21 protein-coding genes are annotated in these 16,020 nt (G+C 72.8%); 12 read left to right on the plus strand and 9 right to left on the minus strand.

Annotated features, from left to right (window positions below; genetic code table 11):
- Positions 1 to 22: 22 nt before the first annotated feature.
- From ACZ52R_RS04525 to ACZ52R_RS04535, 3 genes are read right to left on the minus strand one after another with little or no spacing between them, the layout of a single operon-like run.
- Entirely contained in the window at positions 23 to 790 is a 768-nt protein-coding gene (locus tag ACZ52R_RS04525) for a DUF4097 family beta strand repeat-containing protein (RefSeq protein ID WP_360504235.1), read from the minus strand.
- 8 nt (positions 791 to 798) lie between these two features.
- On the minus strand, positions 799 to 1,443 hold the full coding sequence (locus ACZ52R_RS04530; RefSeq protein ID WP_360504237.1) for a response regulator transcription factor: 645 nt from the start codon (positions 1,441 to 1,443) through the stop codon (positions 799 to 801).
- Positions 1,431 to 2,645, minus strand: coding sequence for a sensor histidine kinase (locus ACZ52R_RS04535; protein WP_465662726.1), 1,215 nt, complete (start codon positions 2,643 to 2,645; stop codon positions 1,431 to 1,433). Before ACZ52R_RS04535 ends, ACZ52R_RS04530 begins: the two co-directional genes overlap by 13 nt.
- 135 nt (positions 2,646 to 2,780) lie before the next feature.
- On the opposite strand from ACZ52R_RS04535, the gene ACZ52R_RS04540 reads away from it, so the two are divergent.
- Together ACZ52R_RS04540 and ACZ52R_RS04545 are read left to right on the plus strand one after the other, a co-directional pair.
- Complete coding sequence (locus ACZ52R_RS04540; protein WP_465752714.1) at positions 2,781 to 3,341, plus strand: hypothetical protein; 561 nt, start codon at positions 2,781 to 2,783, stop codon at positions 3,339 to 3,341.
- Complete coding sequence (locus ACZ52R_RS04545; RefSeq protein ID WP_465620197.1) at positions 3,338 to 3,754, plus strand: hypothetical protein; 417 nt, start codon at positions 3,338 to 3,340, stop codon at positions 3,752 to 3,754. The genes ACZ52R_RS04540 and ACZ52R_RS04545 overlap by 4 nt, the downstream gene beginning before the upstream one ends.
- On the opposite strand, the gene ACZ52R_RS04550 is transcribed toward ACZ52R_RS04545, so the two are convergent.
- Entirely contained in the window at positions 3,751 to 4,671 is a 921-nt protein-coding gene (locus ACZ52R_RS04550) for a helix-turn-helix transcriptional regulator (protein ID WP_465620195.1), read from the minus strand. The genes ACZ52R_RS04545 and ACZ52R_RS04550 overlap by 4 nt on opposite strands.
- Positions 4,672 to 4,773: 102 nt before the next feature.
- Here ACZ52R_RS04550 and ACZ52R_RS04555 point away from each other — a divergent pair, with 102 nt between their 5' ends.
- The 4 genes from ACZ52R_RS04555 to ACZ52R_RS04570 all read left to right on the plus strand — a co-directional run bounded on the left by ACZ52R_RS04555 (position 4,774) and on the right by ACZ52R_RS04570 (position 7,426).
- Positions 4,774 to 6,264: an MFS transporter gene (locus tag ACZ52R_RS04555; RefSeq protein ID WP_465752716.1), complete on the plus strand. Its 1,491-nt coding sequence runs from the start codon at positions 4,774 to 4,776 to the stop codon at positions 6,262 to 6,264.
- A 246-nt stretch (positions 6,265 to 6,510) separates the two neighbouring features.
- Positions 6,511 to 6,804: a type II toxin-antitoxin system Phd/YefM family antitoxin gene (locus ACZ52R_RS04560; RefSeq protein ID WP_465620192.1), complete on the plus strand. Its 294-nt coding sequence runs from the start codon at positions 6,511 to 6,513 to the stop codon at positions 6,802 to 6,804.
- Positions 6,801 to 7,223, plus strand: coding sequence for a type II toxin-antitoxin system VapC family toxin (locus ACZ52R_RS04565; RefSeq protein ID WP_465620190.1), 423 nt, complete (start codon positions 6,801 to 6,803; stop codon positions 7,221 to 7,223). Before ACZ52R_RS04560 ends, ACZ52R_RS04565 begins: the two co-directional genes overlap by 4 nt.
- A gap of 71 nt (positions 7,224 to 7,294) precedes the next feature.
- Positions 7,295 to 7,426, plus strand: a complete 132-nt coding sequence (locus ACZ52R_RS04570) for a hypothetical protein (RefSeq protein WP_465620189.1) — start codon at positions 7,295 to 7,297, stop codon at positions 7,424 to 7,426.
- Between the two features lie 139 nt (positions 7,427 to 7,565).
- Here ACZ52R_RS04570 and ACZ52R_RS04575 read toward each other — a convergent pair whose 3' ends face one another.
- The gene (locus ACZ52R_RS04575; RefSeq protein WP_465620187.1) at positions 7,566 to 8,711 is read right to left on the minus strand and encodes a serine hydrolase domain-containing protein; all 1,146 of its coding nucleotides are present in this window, start codon (positions 8,709 to 8,711) and stop codon (positions 7,566 to 7,568) included.
- A gap of 140 nt (positions 8,712 to 8,851) precedes the next feature.
- Complete coding sequence (locus tag ACZ52R_RS04580; RefSeq protein ID WP_465620186.1) at positions 8,852 to 9,298, minus strand: Lrp/AsnC family transcriptional regulator; 447 nt, start codon at positions 9,296 to 9,298, stop codon at positions 8,852 to 8,854.
- A 93-nt stretch (positions 9,299 to 9,391) separates the two neighbouring features.
- Here ACZ52R_RS04580 and ACZ52R_RS04585 point away from each other — a divergent pair, with 93 nt between their 5' ends.
- Complete coding sequence (locus ACZ52R_RS04585) at positions 9,392 to 10,225, plus strand: TIGR03619 family F420-dependent LLM class oxidoreductase (protein ID WP_465620184.1); 834 nt, start codon at positions 9,392 to 9,394, stop codon at positions 10,223 to 10,225.
- Positions 10,222 to 10,659, plus strand: coding sequence for a nucleoside deaminase (locus ACZ52R_RS04590; RefSeq protein ID WP_465620182.1), 438 nt, complete (start codon positions 10,222 to 10,224; stop codon positions 10,657 to 10,659). The genes ACZ52R_RS04585 and ACZ52R_RS04590 overlap by 4 nt, the downstream gene beginning before the upstream one ends.
- A 17-nt stretch (positions 10,660 to 10,676) precedes the next feature.
- Here ACZ52R_RS04590 and ACZ52R_RS04595 read toward each other — a convergent pair whose 3' ends face one another.
- Together ACZ52R_RS04595 and ACZ52R_RS04600 are read right to left on the minus strand one after the other, a co-directional pair.
- On the minus strand, positions 10,677 to 11,105 hold the full coding sequence (locus ACZ52R_RS04595) for an ML domain-containing protein (RefSeq protein ID WP_465620180.1): 429 nt from the start codon (positions 11,103 to 11,105) through the stop codon (positions 10,677 to 10,679).
- Positions 11,106 to 11,195: 90 nt separating this feature from the next.
- Entirely contained in the window at positions 11,196 to 11,849 is a 654-nt protein-coding gene (locus tag ACZ52R_RS04600; protein ID WP_465620178.1) for a TetR/AcrR family transcriptional regulator, read from the minus strand.
- Between the two features lie 74 nt (positions 11,850 to 11,923).
- Here ACZ52R_RS04600 and ACZ52R_RS04605 point away from each other — a divergent pair, with 74 nt between their 5' ends.
- Positions 11,924 to 12,505: an RBBP9/YdeN family alpha/beta hydrolase gene (locus ACZ52R_RS04605; RefSeq protein ID WP_465620176.1), complete on the plus strand. Its 582-nt coding sequence runs from the start codon at positions 11,924 to 11,926 to the stop codon at positions 12,503 to 12,505.
- 117 nt (positions 12,506 to 12,622) lie between these two features.
- Here the strand turns inward: ACZ52R_RS04605 and ACZ52R_RS04610 are convergent, their stop codons facing one another.
- Positions 12,623 to 13,150, minus strand: coding sequence for a P-loop nucleotide/nucleoside kinase family protein (locus ACZ52R_RS04610; protein ID WP_465620174.1), 528 nt, complete (start codon positions 13,148 to 13,150; stop codon positions 12,623 to 12,625).
- A 107-nt stretch (positions 13,151 to 13,257) separates the two neighbouring features.
- On the opposite strand from ACZ52R_RS04610, the gene ACZ52R_RS04615 reads away from it, so the two are divergent.
- From ACZ52R_RS04615 to ACZ52R_RS04625, 3 genes are all read left to right on the plus strand, one after another.
- Positions 13,258 to 14,205 carry a LysR family transcriptional regulator gene (locus ACZ52R_RS04615; RefSeq protein ID WP_465752717.1) on the plus strand — a complete coding sequence of 316 codons (948 nt, stop codon included), beginning with the start codon at positions 13,258 to 13,260 and terminating at the stop codon, positions 14,203 to 14,205.
- A gap of 110 nt (positions 14,206 to 14,315) precedes the next feature.
- Positions 14,316 to 14,498, plus strand: coding sequence for a 4-oxalocrotonate tautomerase DmpI (gene dmpI / locus ACZ52R_RS04620; RefSeq protein WP_465620171.1), 183 nt, complete (start codon positions 14,316 to 14,318; stop codon positions 14,496 to 14,498).
- Between the two features lie 305 nt (positions 14,499 to 14,803).
- On the plus strand, positions 14,804 to 15,910 hold the full coding sequence (locus ACZ52R_RS04625) for a threonine aldolase family protein (RefSeq protein WP_465752718.1): 1,107 nt from the start codon (positions 14,804 to 14,806) through the stop codon (positions 15,908 to 15,910).
- The last annotated feature ends 110 nt before the right edge of the window (positions 15,911 to 16,020 follow it).

Genomic DNA, 16,020 nt, shown 5'->3' on the forward strand with positions numbered 1-16,020 from the left:
CGGTCCGCGCGAGGGGCGAGCGCTACGACGGATTGATGGTGATCGACCCCGAGGTGACCGTGGCGTGGATGCGGTTGGGGCTGCCGGAGTCCGCCAGCTGCGGATCGATCCGGCCGCTGCCGGAGCCGATGTCGCTGGAGAAGGCGTAGCGGCTGCCCTTCGGCAGGGTCATCGTCAGCGAGCCGGAGGTGGACCTGGTGTCCACCTGCTGCGGCGCCTTGGCGAAGTGCAGCTCCATCGAGCCCGAGGTGGTCTGGGCCTCCACCCGCCGTGCGCTCAGGTCGGCGCTCTGGATCAGCCCGGAGGTGGCGTGCGCCTTCACGTCCCCGGAGGTGTCGACCAGCAGCAGTTCGCCGGAGGTGAGCCTCAGGTCCACGTTTCCGCTCAGGCCCTCCACCTGGACCGAGCCGGAGTCCACCGACCCCGTCACCTCGGTGGCGGCCGGCACCTCCAGCTCGAGGTCGGCGCCGCAGCCGACGTCCGCGACCGGCAGGATCTGCCGGCAGTGCACGCCGACGGTGACGACGCCGTCGGCGAGGACGGTCGACACCACCGGCTTGCGCACCATCCAGTCCAGCCGCTGGTGGACCACCACCCGGCTCTCCCGGCCCACCCTCACCTTGACGGAGGCGCTGCCGGTCTCCAGCGTCAACCGGTGGATCGTGACGTCGTCGTACGACCGGGTCGAGTTCGACTGCTGCTGCGCCGCCGTCGCCCAGGTCTGCAGTCCACCGACGGCCATGACCAGGACGGCCGCGAGCGTCCCGGTGACGCGCCAAGCCTTCGCCACGCCCACCGTTACCCGACCTCCAGGAACCGCAGCACCGCCATCACCCGGCGGTGACTGTCCTCGGCCGGCGGCAGGTCGAGCTTGGTGAAGATCGAGTTGATGTGCTTGGCCACCGCGCTCTCGCTGACCACCAGCGAGCCGGCGATCGCGGCGTTGGAACGGCCCTCCGCCATGAGCGAGAGCACGTCCCGCTCGCGCGGGGTCAGCTTCTCCAGCGGGTCCCGGTGGCGGCGCACCAGCAGCTGGGCGACCACCTCCGGGTCCAGGGCGGTCCCGCCCTCGGCGACCCGCTGCAGCGCGTCCACGAAGTCGTCCACATTGGCCACCCGCTGCTTGAGCAGGTAGCCGACCCCGCTGGTGTTGGTCGACAGCAGGTCGGCGGCGTAGCGCTCCTCCACGAACTGGGAGAGCAGCAGGACGGCGGTGTCCGGCCACTGGCGACGGATCACCATCGCGGCCTTCACGCCCTCGTCGTGGAAGCCCGGAGGCATCCGGACGTCCGCGACCACCACCTTGGGGCGGTGCTCCTCGACCGCGGCCAGCAGTTCGGTGGCGTCCCCGACGGCTGCCACGACCTCGAAGCCCACCGCCTCCAGGACCTTGACCAGGCCGACCCTCAGCAGGACCGAGTCCTCGGCGATCACAGCGCGCACGGCAACTCCACAGTGATGGTGGTGGGGCCCCCGAGGGGGCTGAGAACGGACAGCGTGCCGTCGACCGAGGCGGCGCGCTTGCGCAGACCGGTCAGCCCGGTGCCGCGCGAGGGGTCCGCGCCGCCCACGCCGTCGTCGCTGATGACCAGGCGCAGCCGGCCGCGGGCCGTCCGCACCGCGAGGTCGACCCGGTTGGCCCGGGCGTGCTTGGCCACGTTGGTGAGCGCCTCGGAGACGGTGAAGTAGGCGACCGCCTCGACGGTCGGGGCGATCGGCTCGGAGAGGTCGACGTCCAGCCGCACCGGCAGCGGGGCGCGCGCGGCGATGCCGGACAGCGCCGCGTCCAGGCCGCGGTCCTCCAGGACCGCCGGGTGCAGGCCGCGGACCAGGTCGCGCAGCTCGTCGATGGCCGCCTGGGCCTCCTCGTGCGCGTCGACGATCACCTGCATCACCTCGGGCGGGACGTCCTTGAGGGTGCGCCGGGCCAGGCCCAGGTTCATCGCCAGCGAGGTGAGGCGCTGCTGGGCGCCGTCGTGCAGGTCGCGCTCGATCCGGCGGCGCTCGGCGTCCACCGCGTCGACCAGCCCCGCCCGGCTCTCGGCGATCTCCTCGACCCGCCGCTCCAACGCCTCCGCCCGGCCGGGACCGAGCAGCAGCAGCGCCGCCCACACCTCCAGGCGGGCCATCAGAGTCGCCGGCCAGGCCATCGCCACCAGCAGCAGCACCCCGCCGATCGTCAGCAGGACGTCCAGCCCGGCCAGGTCCGAACGCAGCGTGGTACCGGCGGGCATCAGCCAGATCCAGCCGTACACGGTGGCCAGCACCAGGGCGGCGCCCCACACCCACACCACCACCAGCGCGGCCGCCGCCAGCAGCGGGCCGACCACCAGGTGGTGCAGGGTCTGGCGCCACGTCACGCCCAGCAGCCAGATCCGGCGCCCGGCGAGCGGGCGCGGCGGCGGCACCTCCACCCCGCGCAGGGCACGCAGCCGCCCGCGCTGGAGAGCGGTCAACGGGCGGGTGCACACCAGGACGGCGGCGAGCACCGGGAAGACCAGCTTGGACTCGGTGACGGCCAGCCAGACCGGCAGGGCCGACGGTATTCCGGCGGCTATGAAACGGGTGTCCCGCCAGACCCCGGGCAACCACGAGGGGCGCCGCAGGCTCCTGACGAGTGCTCGGCGCAACGTGGTGGAGGGCATGGCCGACAGCGTAGGGCCCGGTGATCATCAGCCGCCATGAAGGGGGGTACCCGGTAGGGGTGTACCTGGATACACCCCCAATCCGGGGCGGGACACCACCGACAGGAGGGGGTGCCCGACGGAAAGCTTGAGCCCATGACGAGCACCGCATCGCACTCCGCCACTCCGCCGCACGGGCGGCCCGTCCCCGGGAACCACGGGGGTGCTCCCGGGGGCGCGCTCCTCCCGGCGTCGGAGCCGGAGGGGGCGCTGTCCGCCGGAGCCGGGCCCTGGTCGGTCCGCAGCGTCGGGTCCGGCCGCGGCCGGGCCGCGCTGGAGCTGTACCAGCACGGCGAGTTGGCCGACGTCCTGGTCGCCGCCCGGCTCACCCCGCAGCTCCTGCGCGGGGCGCGGCGCAGCCCGTCCGGCGGGCGGGCCTGGCACGTGCTCGCCTGGGGCCGGCTGGCGGCCGACGGTACGGCGCCCTCGGTGGTGTTCGCCGGGCGGCGGGCGTTCCGGCCGGTCCGGTCCGCCGGGTCGGTCCGGTCCGTCCGGTCCGCCGTCGCGGCCGAAGTGGTCACGGTGGCCGGGCGGTTCTGGCTCGCCTGGGCCGAGGGCCCGTTCGACACGGTGCTGGCCGAACACCCGGCAGGCGGGCCGGCCGAGCGGCTGCCGCTGGAGCGGGTTCCGGCCCGTCGGGTCGGGGGCGCGGCGTGAGCACCGCCGTCCTCTCGGCCCGGCCCGTCGGCCTCTGCGCCCCGTTCGCCGGTTCGGCCTCCTCGTTCGTCCTGCCCGTGCGCTTCGCCCGGGTGCCCGTCATGGCGGCGGTCGCCCTGCTGCCCTGGCTGACGATCCTCGCCGTCTGCCACGAGACCCCGTGGGTCGTGCTCGACCTGGTGGAGTTCTCCGCCCTGCTCTCGCTGGACGCGCTGCTGCGCCGGCGCAGCCCCGCCGCGCTGTGGGCGGGCGCGGCGGTGGCCCTGATGCTCACCTCGGACGCGCTGGCCGACATCGCCTGCGCCGGACCGGGGCACGCGGTGCTCGCGGCGCTGGCCATGGCGGGCTGCGTCGAGCTGCCGCTCGCCGTGGTGTGCCTGCTGCTCGGGCGGGACGCGGCCGTCCGCGCCTAGACCCCGGTGGGCAGCCGGTCCATCAGGGCGCGGGTCCCGTCGTCCAGCGGGGTGTAGGTGATGATCCGGGTGCCGAGCGCGGGGCTGAGCCAGAAGTTGGTGTACTCGCAGCTCAGCAGGCCGACACCCGGCACCTGGAAGCGCTTGATGCCGTTGCCCGGCCGCATCACGTCGTGCCGCTGCCAGAGCTCCGCGAAGTCCGGCGAGGCCTTGAGCACGCGGGCCAGCAGCACCTTCCAGGCCGGCTCCGCGCTGTGGTCGGCCATCGCCGAGCGGAACCGGGCCACCATGCCGAGCCGTTCGGTCCGGTAGTCGACCAGCACGTCGCGGAACCGCGAGGGCGTGAAAGCCATCCACATCAGGTTCCGGTCCTCGGGCGGCAGTGCGGCGAGGTCGCCGACGATCCCGGTGTACTGCGCGTTGTACGCCAGCACGTCGTACCGGGAGTTGACCACCAGAGCCGGGTACGGCGCCAGCTGATCCAGCACCAGCCGCACGCTCGGGGTCACCGAGGGGCACTCCTTGACCGGTGCCGGGTCGTCCGCGGCGGCCAGGGTGAACAGGTGCGCGCGCTCGCTCGGGTCCAGCAGCAGCGCCCGGGCCACCGCGTCCAGCACCTGGGTGGACACCTGGATGTCCCTCCCCTGCTCCAGCCACGTGTACCAGGTCACCCCGACCGCGGCGAGCTGCGCGACCTCCTCCCGCCGCAGCCCCGGCGTACGGCGGCGCCCGGTCATCGGCAGGCCCACCTGCTCGGGCGCGATCCGCTCACGGCGGCTGCGCAGGAACGCGGCCAACTCGTGCCGGCGGGCGTCGCCGGGATTGACCGGGGTGCCCGGCGCGGCCGGGTGCGGCCCGGCGGAGCCGGTGCGGGCCTGGGTCGGACGGGCTTGCGCGGCGGGGGTCATCAGGCTCATGCTCCCCAGCATGCGGCAACCGTCAGCCTGTTGCCAGGTACTTCTTATACCTGGATAACCACACTCTGGTACCAGGGTACGGAGCGGCGCATCGTATGACCCGTGACCCAACAACTCGCCGTCGCCCCAACCCCGCACCGCACCGCCACCACCCCCGGCACCGCGGCCCCCCGCACCTCCGCACCCGGAACCGGCACTCCCACCCTTGCCGCGCCCACCCTCGGCACCGCCGGGCTGGTCACCGTCCTGCTCGGGGCCTTCCTGCCGATGCTCGACTTCTTCATCGTCAACGTCGCCCTGCCCACCATCGACAAGGACCTGGCCGCCGGGCCCGCCGTCCTGGAGCTGGTCGCCGCCGGCTACGGCATCGCCTTCGCCGTGCTGCTCGTCCTCGGCGGACGCCTCGGCGACATCTTCGGCCGCCGCCGGCTCTTCGTCGTCGGCGCCGCCACCTTCGCCCTCACCTCACTGGCCTGCGGCCTCGCCCCCGACGCCTGGTCGCTGGTCGCCGCCCGGGCCGCCCAGGGCGCCTCGGCCGCGCTGCTGATCCCGCAGGTCCTCGGCACCATCACCGCCGCCACCGACGGCGCCCGGCGCGGCCGCGCGCTCAGCGTGTACGGCGCGGTCGGCGGGATCTCGGTGGTGATCGGGCAGGTGCTCGGCGGAATGCTCGTCGCCGCCGACCTGTTCGGCACCGGCTGGCGCTCGGTGTTCCTGCTCAACGTGCCGTTCGCGCTGCTCGCCGTGGTGCTCGCGGTCCGCTACGTCCCGGAGAGCAGGGCCCCCCAGGCCGCCCGGGTCGACGTGCCCGGCACCGTCCTGCTCACCGGCACGCTGCTCTCCCTGCTCATCCCGCTGATGGAGGGCCGGGCCGCCGGCTGGCCGCTGTGGTCCTGGGTGCTGCTCGCACTGTTCCCCGTCCTCGCCGCCTCCTTCGCCCTGGTCGAGCGCCGCGCCGAGCAGCGCGGGGACACCCCGCTGGTGCCGCCGACCCTGCTGCGCATCCCGGAGATGCGGCACGGCCTCGGCATCGCACTCCCCTACTTCGCGGGCTTCGGCGGCTTCATGTTCGTCATCGCGGTCGCCCTCCAGCAGGGCCTGAAGCTCGGCCCGATCGCGGCCGGCTGGGCGCTCGTCCCGATGGCCGTCGGCTACTTCAGCGCCTCGCTCGCCGGCCCGCGCCTGATCGGCCGCTGGGGCAGCCGGGTGCTCAGCGCCGGCGCCGTCATCCAGGCCGCCGGCCTCGCCACCCTCGCCCTGACCGTCCTCGCCGACTGGGCGCACTTCTCCCCGCTGCGGATGGCCCCGGGCGTCGCCCTCGCGGGCATCGGGCAGGGCCTGATCGGCACCCCGCTGTTCCGGGTCGTCCTCTCCAAGGTGCCCGCCACCCGCGCCGGCGTCGGCAGCGGCGTCCTGGCCACCGGCCAGCAGTCCAGCCTCGCCCTCGGCGTCGCCACCCTCGGCACCCTGTACCTGTCGCTCTCCCCCAGCCTCGGCATGGGCCGCACGCTCGCCCTCTGCCTGGGCATCCAGCTCCTCGGCTCGTTCACCATCCTCTACCTGACCACCCGGCTCCCCCGCTCCATCGGCTGACCCCCAGGGCCTCCGGGCCCCGGGCGGCGGCGGACGGCCCCGCGATCGCACACCGATCGCGGGGCCGTCGGCGTTGCGCTGCCGGGTTTCTGGCCATGCGGCCCTCGGCGTTGCGCTGCCGGTTTCCGGCGGTGCGGCCCGTCGAGCCGACCGCCGGTCCGCCCCGGGCGGGGCGTGCCACCCGTTCGCGTGAAGTCGACGCACGTTCCTCGCAATCGCCGCACGGTCCGCCCTACCGTGAGTCGCATGACAGCCAGAGTCCCCATCCGACAGCTCCAGCAGCACGCCAGCGAGTTGGTCGACCGGGTCGCGGCCGGCGAGCGCATCGAGATCACCCGCAACGGGCGGCTGATCGCCGTACTCGCGCCGCCGGACCCCGAGCAGCGGGTGCTGGAGGACCTCGTTCGTGACGGCACCATCGACCCGGAGAACGCCGCCACCGCCCGTGGCCTGGCCGACTGGTCCCCACCGGTGCTCGACGTCCGCCTCGGCTCGGCCGCCGACGCCCTCCACGCCATGCGCGAGGAGGAGGACCGGTGATCTACCTCGACTCCTGCGCCATCCTCAAACTCCTGGTCCCGGAGGAGGAGTCGGACGCGCTGCGCACCTACCTCTCCTCACACGGCTCCGAGGGCCATGCGACCAGTGCGCTGGCCCAGGTGGAGGTCCCGCGGGCGCTCATCCGAGTCGGCGCGCCCCGGGAGCTGCTCGATGCTTCGGAGGAACTGCTCGACCGGCTGCTCCGGGTCCGGCTCTCCGACCCGATCCTCCGAGCCGCACGACAGTCCCCCACCCGGCACCTGCGTGCACTCGATGCCGTCCACCTGGCCAGTGCCGAGCACCTGGAACACGCGCTCACGGGGTTCGTCACGTACGACAAGCGCCTGGCCGAGGCAGCCGACGAACGGGACCTTCCGGTGGCCTCGCCGGGGGCGGTGCCGGGCGCCGGCCCAGCATGATCCTTCGCCAGGGCGCCGGCTTCTGCGGACCCGGGCCGGTGGTCCGTTCGCGATCAGAGAAGACTGACGCCATGAGCTTCGTCCTGCTGTTCCTGCTCGCGCTCGTCGCCGCCATCGCCGGCATCACGCTGTTCCTGGTGCGCCGGGAGCGGGCGCGGCGGCTCCACTCGGATGACGTGGCGGGGATGCTGATCGAGCAGTAGCTGACCGTCCGGGCCACGCGCATGCGGGCGACCTATTCGAGTGTGTCCCTCCACAACGGCACCGCCCTGGTGACCGACGAGGTGCACCGGTACCACTCCTGACACCCGACCAGGGGCGGCATGAAGCCTCCGGCCCGGCTCAGCGGCACAGCGCCGTGTCCACGACGCTCTCCAGGTGCCGGGTCACGCCGTAGTCGGTCGGGACGGTGGTCACCGCGATGTTGACGGCGCGGCCGTCGTCGGTGGCACCGCCCCGGGTCTCGTACCCGGGGATGTCGCCGCCGTGACCCCAGTAGACCCCGCCGCAGGAGAGCGGCCGACTGAAGATCCCCAGCCCGGCGCCCACGCCGGTGTCTCCGACCGGGACGGTGGTGCGCATCTGGGCGAGCTGGGCCGGCGGGAGGAGGCGTCCGGCGAGCAGCGCGGAGAAGAACCGGTTGAGGTCGGAGTCGGTGGAGATCATCTGCCCGGCGGCCCAGCCCGCCGAGGGGTCCATCTCCGTGAAGTCGCGCAGCGGACCGTCGGCGGTGTCCTTCCGGTAGCCCTTGGGGTGGGCCTCCCGGATGGTCCGGTCGCCCACGGCGGGGAAGTAGGTGTGGCGCAGTCCGACGCGCCGGATGATGCGCCGGTCGATCTCCTCTGCGAGCGGCCGGCCGGTGATCTTCTGGACGATCAGGCCGGCGAGCACGTAATTGGTGCTGCTGTAGCCGAACTTCTCCCCGGGCGCGAAGTCGGGCTTCTGCCGGAGGGCGAGGTCCAGGAGTTCGCGGGGCTCGAAGTACCGGTCCCGGAGCGAGGCTTCGTCAAGGAGACCCTCGTAGTCGGCCAACCCGCTGGTGTGCTGCAGGAGTTGGCGGACGGTGAGGTGCAGTCCGTCGATGCCCTCGCTGCGGACCACGCCGGGGAGGTAGGTGTCGACCGGGGCGTCGAGGTCGATCTTCCCCTCCGCCACCAGCTGCAGCACGACAACGGCGGTGAAGGTCTTGGTGTTGCTGCCGATCCGCACCTGCCCGTCGACCGGCACCTTCGCCCCGCCGGCCAGGTCCCCCACTCCCGCCGTGTAGTGGCGGATCCGGCCGTCGCGGTCCCGTACGGTCGCGAGCGCGGCGGGCACACCGTCCGCCTGCACCAGCGCGCTCAGTCCCCGCTGTACGGGGTCCGGCCGGGCGCCGGCGGAGGCGCCGGATGCGGCGGAGGCGCCGGGTGCCGCCAGGACGCCGGCCGCGACCGTCGCCGCGACCACGGCCGAGAGCGAGAGGGCCATGTGGCGGAAGCGCTGACGCATGAGTGAACTCCTCTGGGGTCGTGGGGAGTAGGGCCTCCCTGGTCACGATCGCCAGTCTGGTCGCACGGTTCGCCGACGACCTCCCCCGATCGAGGGAGCACCTTCGCCCTCGCCTCTCGCATTCGCCATCGCCCTCGCCTTCAGGGCCTGGCGGGCCCGCGCAGCGGCAGGGTCCGGCTGTAGACGACGCTCGTGGTCGTACTGCCGAAGCCGGCCAGTTCGTCGACGAGGGTCTCCAGGTGTTCCATGGAGGTCGCCGCGACCTTCAGGGTGTAGCAGTCGTCACCGGTGGTGCGCAGGCACTCGAGGATCTCCCGCCGCTCGGCGAGCAGCCGGCGCAGCGGCTCGTGGCGGTTGCCCGGGTACTTCAGCCGGACGACGGCGAGTACGGGGTAGCCGACCGCCGCGAGGTCCACCGACGCGTGGTAGCCGGTGATGACGCCCAGCGACTCCAGGTTCCGGACGCGTTCGGTGGTGGCGGACGCGCTGAGGCTCACCCGCCGCCCCAGCTCGCTGAGGGAGATGCGGGCCTCCCCTTGCAGCTGCTCGATGATCGCCCAGTCGGTGTCGTCAAGATTCACGGCCATGGGGCGAATCTACCGGGAGAATCGCGGCGGCCGCCGCCCAGTACCGGGAAGACTCCGTTCCGGTCGCCATGATCACGGGGATAGCCTCGAAGCATGCAACTTGGCGTCAACGTACCCAATTTCGGGCCCGGGACCGATCCCGGCGTGCTGCGCGAGTGGGCCAGGACCGTGGAGGGGCTCGGCTTCGACCTCCTGATGGTGTCGGACCACGTGGCGGTGACCCCGGACGTGGCCGAGCGGTACCCGGAGCCGTTCTACGAGCCGTTCACCACGCTGTCCTGGCTGGCCGGGATCACCACCGGCCTACGGCTTGGCACGACCGTGCTCATCCTGCCCTACCGGAACCCGCTGTTGGTGGCGCGCATGGCCGGTACTCTCGACCGGCTCAGCGGCGGCCGGTTCGTCCTCGGCGTGGGGGTCGGCTGGGCGCGGCAGGAGTTCGACGCGCTCGGGGTGCCGTTCACCGCGCGCGGCCGGCTGACCGACGAGTACCTGGGCACGCTGCGGGACGCCTGGGGCGGGCAGGACGGCGGGCAGGACGGCGGGCGGAACGGGTCCGTACCGGTGTGGGTCGGCGGCCACAGCGAGGCGGCGCTCCGACGGGCGGCCCGGTTCGGCGACGCCTGGCACCCGCTGCGGCTGCCGCTGGCCCGGATGCAGGAGGTGCTGGCCGGGCACCCGATGCCGGGCTTCGCGCCCCGCATCGCCCTGCGGCTGACGACCGCCCCGGTCGAGGGCCTCGAGCGGCCGGCCGGTGTCGGCACCATCGAGCAGATCCTCGACGATCTGCGGCAGTTGCGTGATCTCGGCGCCGAGACCGTCGTGTTCGACCCCTACCACGGCGACCCGGAGGAGACCCGCCGGCCGCAGACGGCCTGGCAGGCCCTCACCACCGTGGCCACCCACTGGAAGGCAGCAACCTCGTGATCACCGAAGCCGACGAGACCCTCCTGCGCCGAGCCATCGCCATCGCGGCCCGCGCCATCACCCTGGGCGACGCCCCGTACGGCTCCCTGCTGGCCGGTCCGGACGGCGAGATCCTCGCCGAGGCCCACAACACCGTGCGGCGCGACAACGACATCACGGCCCACCCGGAGCTGAAGCTGGCCCGCTGGGCGGCCCGCGAACTCGACCCGGAGACGGCCGCCCGCACCACGATGTACACCAGCTGCCAGCCGTGCGGGATGTGCGGCGGCGGCCTCGTCCGCTCGGGCATCGGCCGGGTGGTGTACGCGCTGTCGACGGAGCAACTCGTGGAGCTCAACCCGGAGTCGGGGGCGTGGCCGGTGGTGGCGGAGGAGGGCCCGGCGCTGCACGGGGAAGCCCGGGCCCCCATCGAGGCCTACTACCGGCCCCGTTGATCGTTCGGAACGAGATCTCAACGGCTCTTGAGGAAGTCGACCTTGACGTCGAGCGCCAGCAGATCGTCGTCATCCACCGTGAAGCCGCGAAGAGCGATGTTGAACGTCGCCTGCGGGGTCTCCCGCGGCAGGTCCAGGGTGAGGGTCAGCCTCGTGTCGCCCTTCGGGATCGGGCTCTTGCCGTCGCTGGTGCCGCAGGCCAGCTTGAGGCTGCCCTCACCGCGCAGTTCGGCGAGGAGGTCGAACTGCTTGGTCAGCACCTTGATCAGACCCAGCTTGACGGTGACGTCGACGTAGGCGCCGTCCGCGATCGGCTCCTGCACCGTCGCGTCGATGGTGAAGACACTGGTCTGCCCCGGGGCGGGAGGGTCCGGGGTGACCGTGATGCCGTTGATCTGCAACGGGTCCGTCGGCGAACCGTCGTTCGTGTAGTCCCAACCGGACATCGGAACCTCCGTGGGCGACAAGGGGAGTTGAGCACGGCAACGCCCGCCCAGTCTGGTGCGCCGACGGCCCGCACCAACGCGACGCGCTATTCAAACCACTCGAACGGCTGATCCGCCCGCGAGGAGGCCGTTCAGGAGCTGGTCGACGTGGGCGGCGGCCAGGGCGGGTTCGAGGGGCTGGTGCTCGACCAGGAGGCGGTACCAGAAGAGCCCGAAGAAGTGGTCGGTGGCGGCCTGCAGGTCGGCGGTGGGCGGGAGTTCGCCGCGCTGGACACCCCGGGAGAGCAGGCCGAGCACGACGGCGCGCCGACTCTCCACCCACTCCCGGAACGGCCCGGCGAAGCCGGGGTCGAGCTGGGCCTCCGCCATGAGGCCGCGCAGCGTACGAACCCGGACGGGGTGCGCGGTGACGCCGTACAGGGCGGTGGCGAAGGCGGTCAGGTCGCCGGCGAGTGAACCGGTGTCGGGCTCGGGCATCCGCTGCTCGACCGCCGTGCGGTAGGCGTCCATGACGAGGATCGCCTTCGACTTCCACCAGCGGTAGATGGTGCTCTTGGCGACGTCGGCGCGGGCGGCGATGCGTTCGATGGTGACGGCCTGGTAGCCGAGCTCCTCGACGAGTTCGATCGCGGCGGCCAGGACGGCGTCATGGGCGTCCTGGCTGCGGATCCGGCCGCCCGTGCGGCGGCTGTGGGTTTCTCCACTGTGGCGGGGTTCTCCGCTGTGGGTTTCTCCGGAAGACACCTCCTCACGCTAGCAGCGTGCTACCTTTAATCGAAACGCGACGGATCGTTTGAATTCAGGGGAGTGGATCGATCATGAGCGACATCGTGGTGGCACACGGCTACGGCGCGAGCGACGACAGCGTCTGGTTCCCGTACCTGACCCGGCAGTTGGCCGACGCCGGCCACCGGGTCACCGTGCCCCGACTGCCGGAGACCGAAGCGCCCAGCCTGGAGCCGTGGCGCAAGGCCTACGGCGACGCGGCGCTCGCCGCCGGCCCCGCCGAGTCCACCGTCCTGGTCGGGCACAGCATCGGCGGCGTCAACGTGCTGCGCTTCCTGGAACAGCACGACCACGAGACGAACGGGGTGTTCGCGGGCGTCCTGCTGGTCGCGGCCTCCGCCCACGAGGTCGGGTACGACGCACTCGCCTCCTTCTTCGAGGACGAGTTCGACTGGGCGCGCATCCGCCGCTCGGCCCGGAACTTCCGGATCCTCCAGGCCATGGACGACCCGGTCAACCAGCCCGACCCGACCGAGCACGTCCGGCTGTTCGTCGAGGGCCTCGGCGCCACCGCCGTCGTGACGCCCACCGGCGGCCACTTCGGAGCCACCCCGGACGACCACGTCGAGGTGCCGGAGGCCGTCCGACTGGTCCTGGAACTGCTCGCGGCCTGACCCGGCCAGGGGGTTCACCGTCCCGCCCAGTACCTTCGCCTTCGCGGAGGCGCCGTACGGGACGGCGGCGCTTGCACACGGCGGGCGGACCCTTGGGGAACAGTCGCGATAGAACGGTCACGCGAACGACGGCCACCGGTTCGCGGCCCACTCCCGCCAGTCCGCCCAGCCGGGCGGCAGGCCGGCAGCGACCCCGAGGCCTTCCAGCTCCGCCGCGTCCGGCTCCTCGAAGTGCGCCCGCCCGGCCAGGATGTCCGCCTCTGTCATCGGGAACGTCTCCTCGGGAGTGGTCGCCCAGCGATGGGCGATCCGGGCACGCTGGGTCCCGTCGTCCACCGGCAGGTAGAGCATCCGGAAGCACGCCCCCTCGGACTCCACCAGCCAGCGGATCGCGGACCGCTCCTCCCGCGACCAACAGCCGTAGTCCACCACGACGTTGGTGCCCAGCCTGACCGCCTCCAAGGCGAGCCAGAGCATGCGCCCCTCCAGCACGTCTCGCTTCCCGTCCGCCTCCGATGCGCCGAACAGCGGAATCATCCAGTCGTCGGGCGTCAGCCGCAGCGCGCCCTGCTCCTCGGCGAGCTGCCGGGCCATCGTGGTCTTTCCGGCCCCTGGCAGGCCGACCATCAGGAACAACGTAGTCACCGCGGGATCGTGACAGGGAAGCCGAGCGGACGGCCACCGCATTTTCCGCGCGACCCCGACCTGCGACCATGGGCCCGTCGGCACATCGAGCAGGGGGACCGGACCGCATGGAGCTACGGCAGCTGCGCTGCTTCGTCGCCGTCGCCGAGGAACTGCACTTCGGCCGGGCCGCCGAGCAGCTGCTGCTCGGCCAGCCCGCCGTGAGCCAACAGGTCCGGCGCCTGGAACGGGAGTTGAAGGTCACGTTGTTCGACCGCTCGCCCCGGTACGTCCGGCTGACCCCGGCCGGCGACCGCTTCCTGCCCGCCGCCCGGGACGTCCTGGCCGCCGAGGACGCCGCCCGCGCCCTCGCCGCCGACCTCGCCGCCGAGGCCGCCACACCCGCCGTGCTCCGGCTCGGCACCATCACCGGACTCGGCGAGCGGCTCGACCTGATCCTGGACACCTACCAGCGGCGGGCCCCCGGCGTGCGCGTCGAACTCCACTCCGCCCCGGTACGGGAACGGCTCGCCCGACTGGCGGACGGCCGCCTCGACGCCGCCTTCGTGCGCGGCGCCATCCCCGAGAGCAACACCGAACTCCGCTTCCTGCCCGTCTGGCAGGACGAGCTGGTGCTCGCCCTCCCCGCCCGGCACGCCCTCGCCGACCAGCCCGACATCGACCTCGCGGACCTCGCCGCCCTGCCCCTGCGGCTGACCGAACGCCGCAACCACCCGGCGCTGGTGGACCTGGTGACGGACGCCTGCGCGCAGGCGGGCTTCCAGCCGGTCCTCGGCCCGGCCCACGGCGGCACCCTCCAGGACACCCTCGCCGCGATCGGCACCGGAACCCCGATGTGGACGGTGGTGTACGCCGCCAACGCCCGGATGACGAACACCCACCGGATCGCCTTCCGCCCCTGCCGAACCCCGCTGACCCTCCCGACCTCGATCGCCGTACGACGCTCCGCCCCGCTCCCCCGGCTGCTCCTGCAAGCCTGCCGCCAGACGGCCGTGACCAGCCCGACCAGCCCGACCAGCCCGACCAGCCTGACCAGGGACGATCAGGATTCGTGATCGCTGCCAGAGCGATTCGGGTCTGGGTGCGGGCGGCCCGATCGGGTGGACTGTTCTCAGCCGGAAAACCCGGCAGGAACACCCCACAGGAAACCGGTCAGGAGCCGAAGATGCCGATCGTCACCATTCAGCAGGGCCCGCGCGAGGTCGAGCAGAAGCGCGAGCTGGTCAAGAAGGTCACCGAGGCCTTCGTGGAGGCCCTGGAGGTCCCCGCCGAGAGCGTGTTCGTGTGGATCCAGGAGTACCCGGCCGAGAACTGGGCTGCGGCCGGCAAGCTCACCGCGGACCGGTAGCCACCGGCCAACGGACGACGGGATGCGGCCGCTCCCACCTCCGCCCGCCGCACGGCGGCATCGAGCGGACGGCCCGCCCCGACGACGTCGACCCTCCCCCTGCTCGCACCTCATGACGTTACCGACCCGCCCCCGCACCTCCCTGCTCGCCGCCGCAGCATCCTCGGTCGCGACCGGGGCGGGCGCGGGGGCCGTCGACTCCCGTCCGCTGCGCCGCCACGACCCCGGCCGGGCCCGGTGCCGGGAAAACCGGTTGGCCCGAAAACCAGTTGGTCCGACCCCGCCATCGGCCTGACAATCCCCGGATGACCGATGACCAGAGCAAGATCCACCGGCGACGCGCGGCCAGCATGTCCTGCAAGCGGTTCCTCTCCGGCGACCGCATCATGAGCATCCGCGAGCGCCTCGCCCAACTCACCGCCCTGGACGGCCTGGACGTCTTCCCCGACTTCTACGGCAGCGACGGCCCGGTGCGACAACTGGAGGAACGGACCGCCGCTCTGCTCGGCAAGGAAGACGCGGTCTTCTTCCCCACCGGCACCATGGCGCAGCAGGTCGCCCTGCGCTACCACGCCGAACGCACCGGCAACCCCGCCGTCGTCCTCCACCCGCTCAGCCACATCGAACGCCACGAGCGCCACGCCTACACCCAGCTCACCGGCCTGCGCGGCCTCTGGCCCACCACCGAGCAGCGCCAGCCGACCGCCGAGGAACTCCGCGCGCTCGGCGAGCCCTTCGGCACCCTCACGGTCGAACTCCCGCTGCGCGACCCCGGCTACCTCCTCCCCACCTGGGACGAGCTGACCGAACTCGTCGCCGCCGCCCGCGAAACCGGCGCCCGGGTGCACTTCGACGGCGCGCGCCTCTGGAACACCACAGTCCACTTCGACAGGCAGCTCGACGAGATCGCCGCCCTCGCCGACAGCGTCTACGTCTCCTACTACAAGGACCTCGGCAGCATGAGCGGGGCCGCTCTCGCCGGAGACGCCGCCCTCACCGCCTACGCCCGCACCTGGCGCCACCGCTACGGCGGCCAGCTCTTCCAGCAGTGGCCGGCCGCCCTCGCCGCGCTCCACGGCATGGACACCGTCCTCCCCCACCTCGCCGACTACACCCGCCATGCTGCGACGCTCACCCAGGCCCTCGCCGCACTCCCGGGCGCCCGCCTCTACCCGGAGGTCCCGCCGACCCACGAGTTCCAGCTCTGGCTGCCGCACCCGGCCGAGGCACTGAACGCCGCCCACCTGACCCTCGCCGAGCAGGAGGACACCTGGTTCATCGGCTACTGGCAGGACGCCGCCCCCGGCCTCGCCATGGCCGAGGTCAGCCTCGGCGGACCGGCCCAGGGGTGGACGGCGGACGAGGTGACGGCGGTCGGGCTACGGTTCCTGGAGCTGGCCGCAGCCGGCTGACGGGATCTCCCGAGGCACCCGGGCCAGGGCTGCGCGGATGCTGTCGGCGGCTTCGGGGATTTCGACTCCGAGTTCGCGTAGCCAGTTCACAGTCTCGGCGATGGGCAGGC

The sequence above is a fragment of the Kitasatospora sp. NPDC034023 genome, from assembly GCF_055575795.1.

Coding starts and splice junctions, on each gene's coding strand:
- ACZ52R_RS04535 (WP_465662726.1), bottom strand. CDS start 2,645: ATGCCCTCCACCACGTTGCGCCGAGCACTCGTCAGGAGCCTGCGGCGC.
- ACZ52R_RS04540 (WP_465752714.1), top strand. CDS start 2,781: ATGACGAGCACCGCATCGCACTCCGCCACTCCGCCGCACGGGCGGCCC.
- ACZ52R_RS04550 (WP_465620195.1), bottom strand. CDS start 4,671: ATGAGCCTGATGACCCCCGCCGCGCAAGCCCGTCCGACCCAGGCCCGC.
- ACZ52R_RS04560 (WP_465620192.1), top strand. CDS start 6,511: ATGACAGCCAGAGTCCCCATCCGACAGCTCCAGCAGCACGCCAGCGAG.
- ACZ52R_RS04570 (WP_465620189.1), top strand. CDS start 7,295: ATGAGCTTCGTCCTGCTGTTCCTGCTCGCGCTCGTCGCCGCCATCGCC.
- ACZ52R_RS04575 (WP_465620187.1), bottom strand. CDS start 8,711: ATGCGTCAGCGCTTCCGCCACATGGCCCTCTCGCTCTCGGCCGTGGTC.
- ACZ52R_RS04580 (WP_465620186.1), bottom strand. CDS start 9,298: ATGGCCGTGAATCTTGACGACACCGACTGGGCGATCATCGAGCAGCTG.
- ACZ52R_RS04585 (WP_465620184.1), top strand. CDS start 9,392: ATGCAACTTGGCGTCAACGTACCCAATTTCGGGCCCGGGACCGATCCC.
- ACZ52R_RS04595 (WP_465620180.1), bottom strand. CDS start 11,105: ATGTCCGGTTGGGACTACACGAACGACGGTTCGCCGACGGACCCGTTG.
- ACZ52R_RS04605 (WP_465620176.1), top strand. CDS start 11,924: ATGAGCGACATCGTGGTGGCACACGGCTACGGCGCGAGCGACGACAGC.
- ACZ52R_RS04615 (WP_465752717.1), top strand. CDS start 13,258: ATGGAGCTACGGCAGCTGCGCTGCTTCGTCGCCGTCGCCGAGGAACTG.
- dmpI (WP_465620171.1), top strand. CDS start 14,316: ATGCCGATCGTCACCATTCAGCAGGGCCCGCGCGAGGTCGAGCAGAAG.
- ACZ52R_RS04625 (WP_465752718.1), top strand. CDS start 14,804: ATGACCGATGACCAGAGCAAGATCCACCGGCGACGCGCGGCCAGCATG.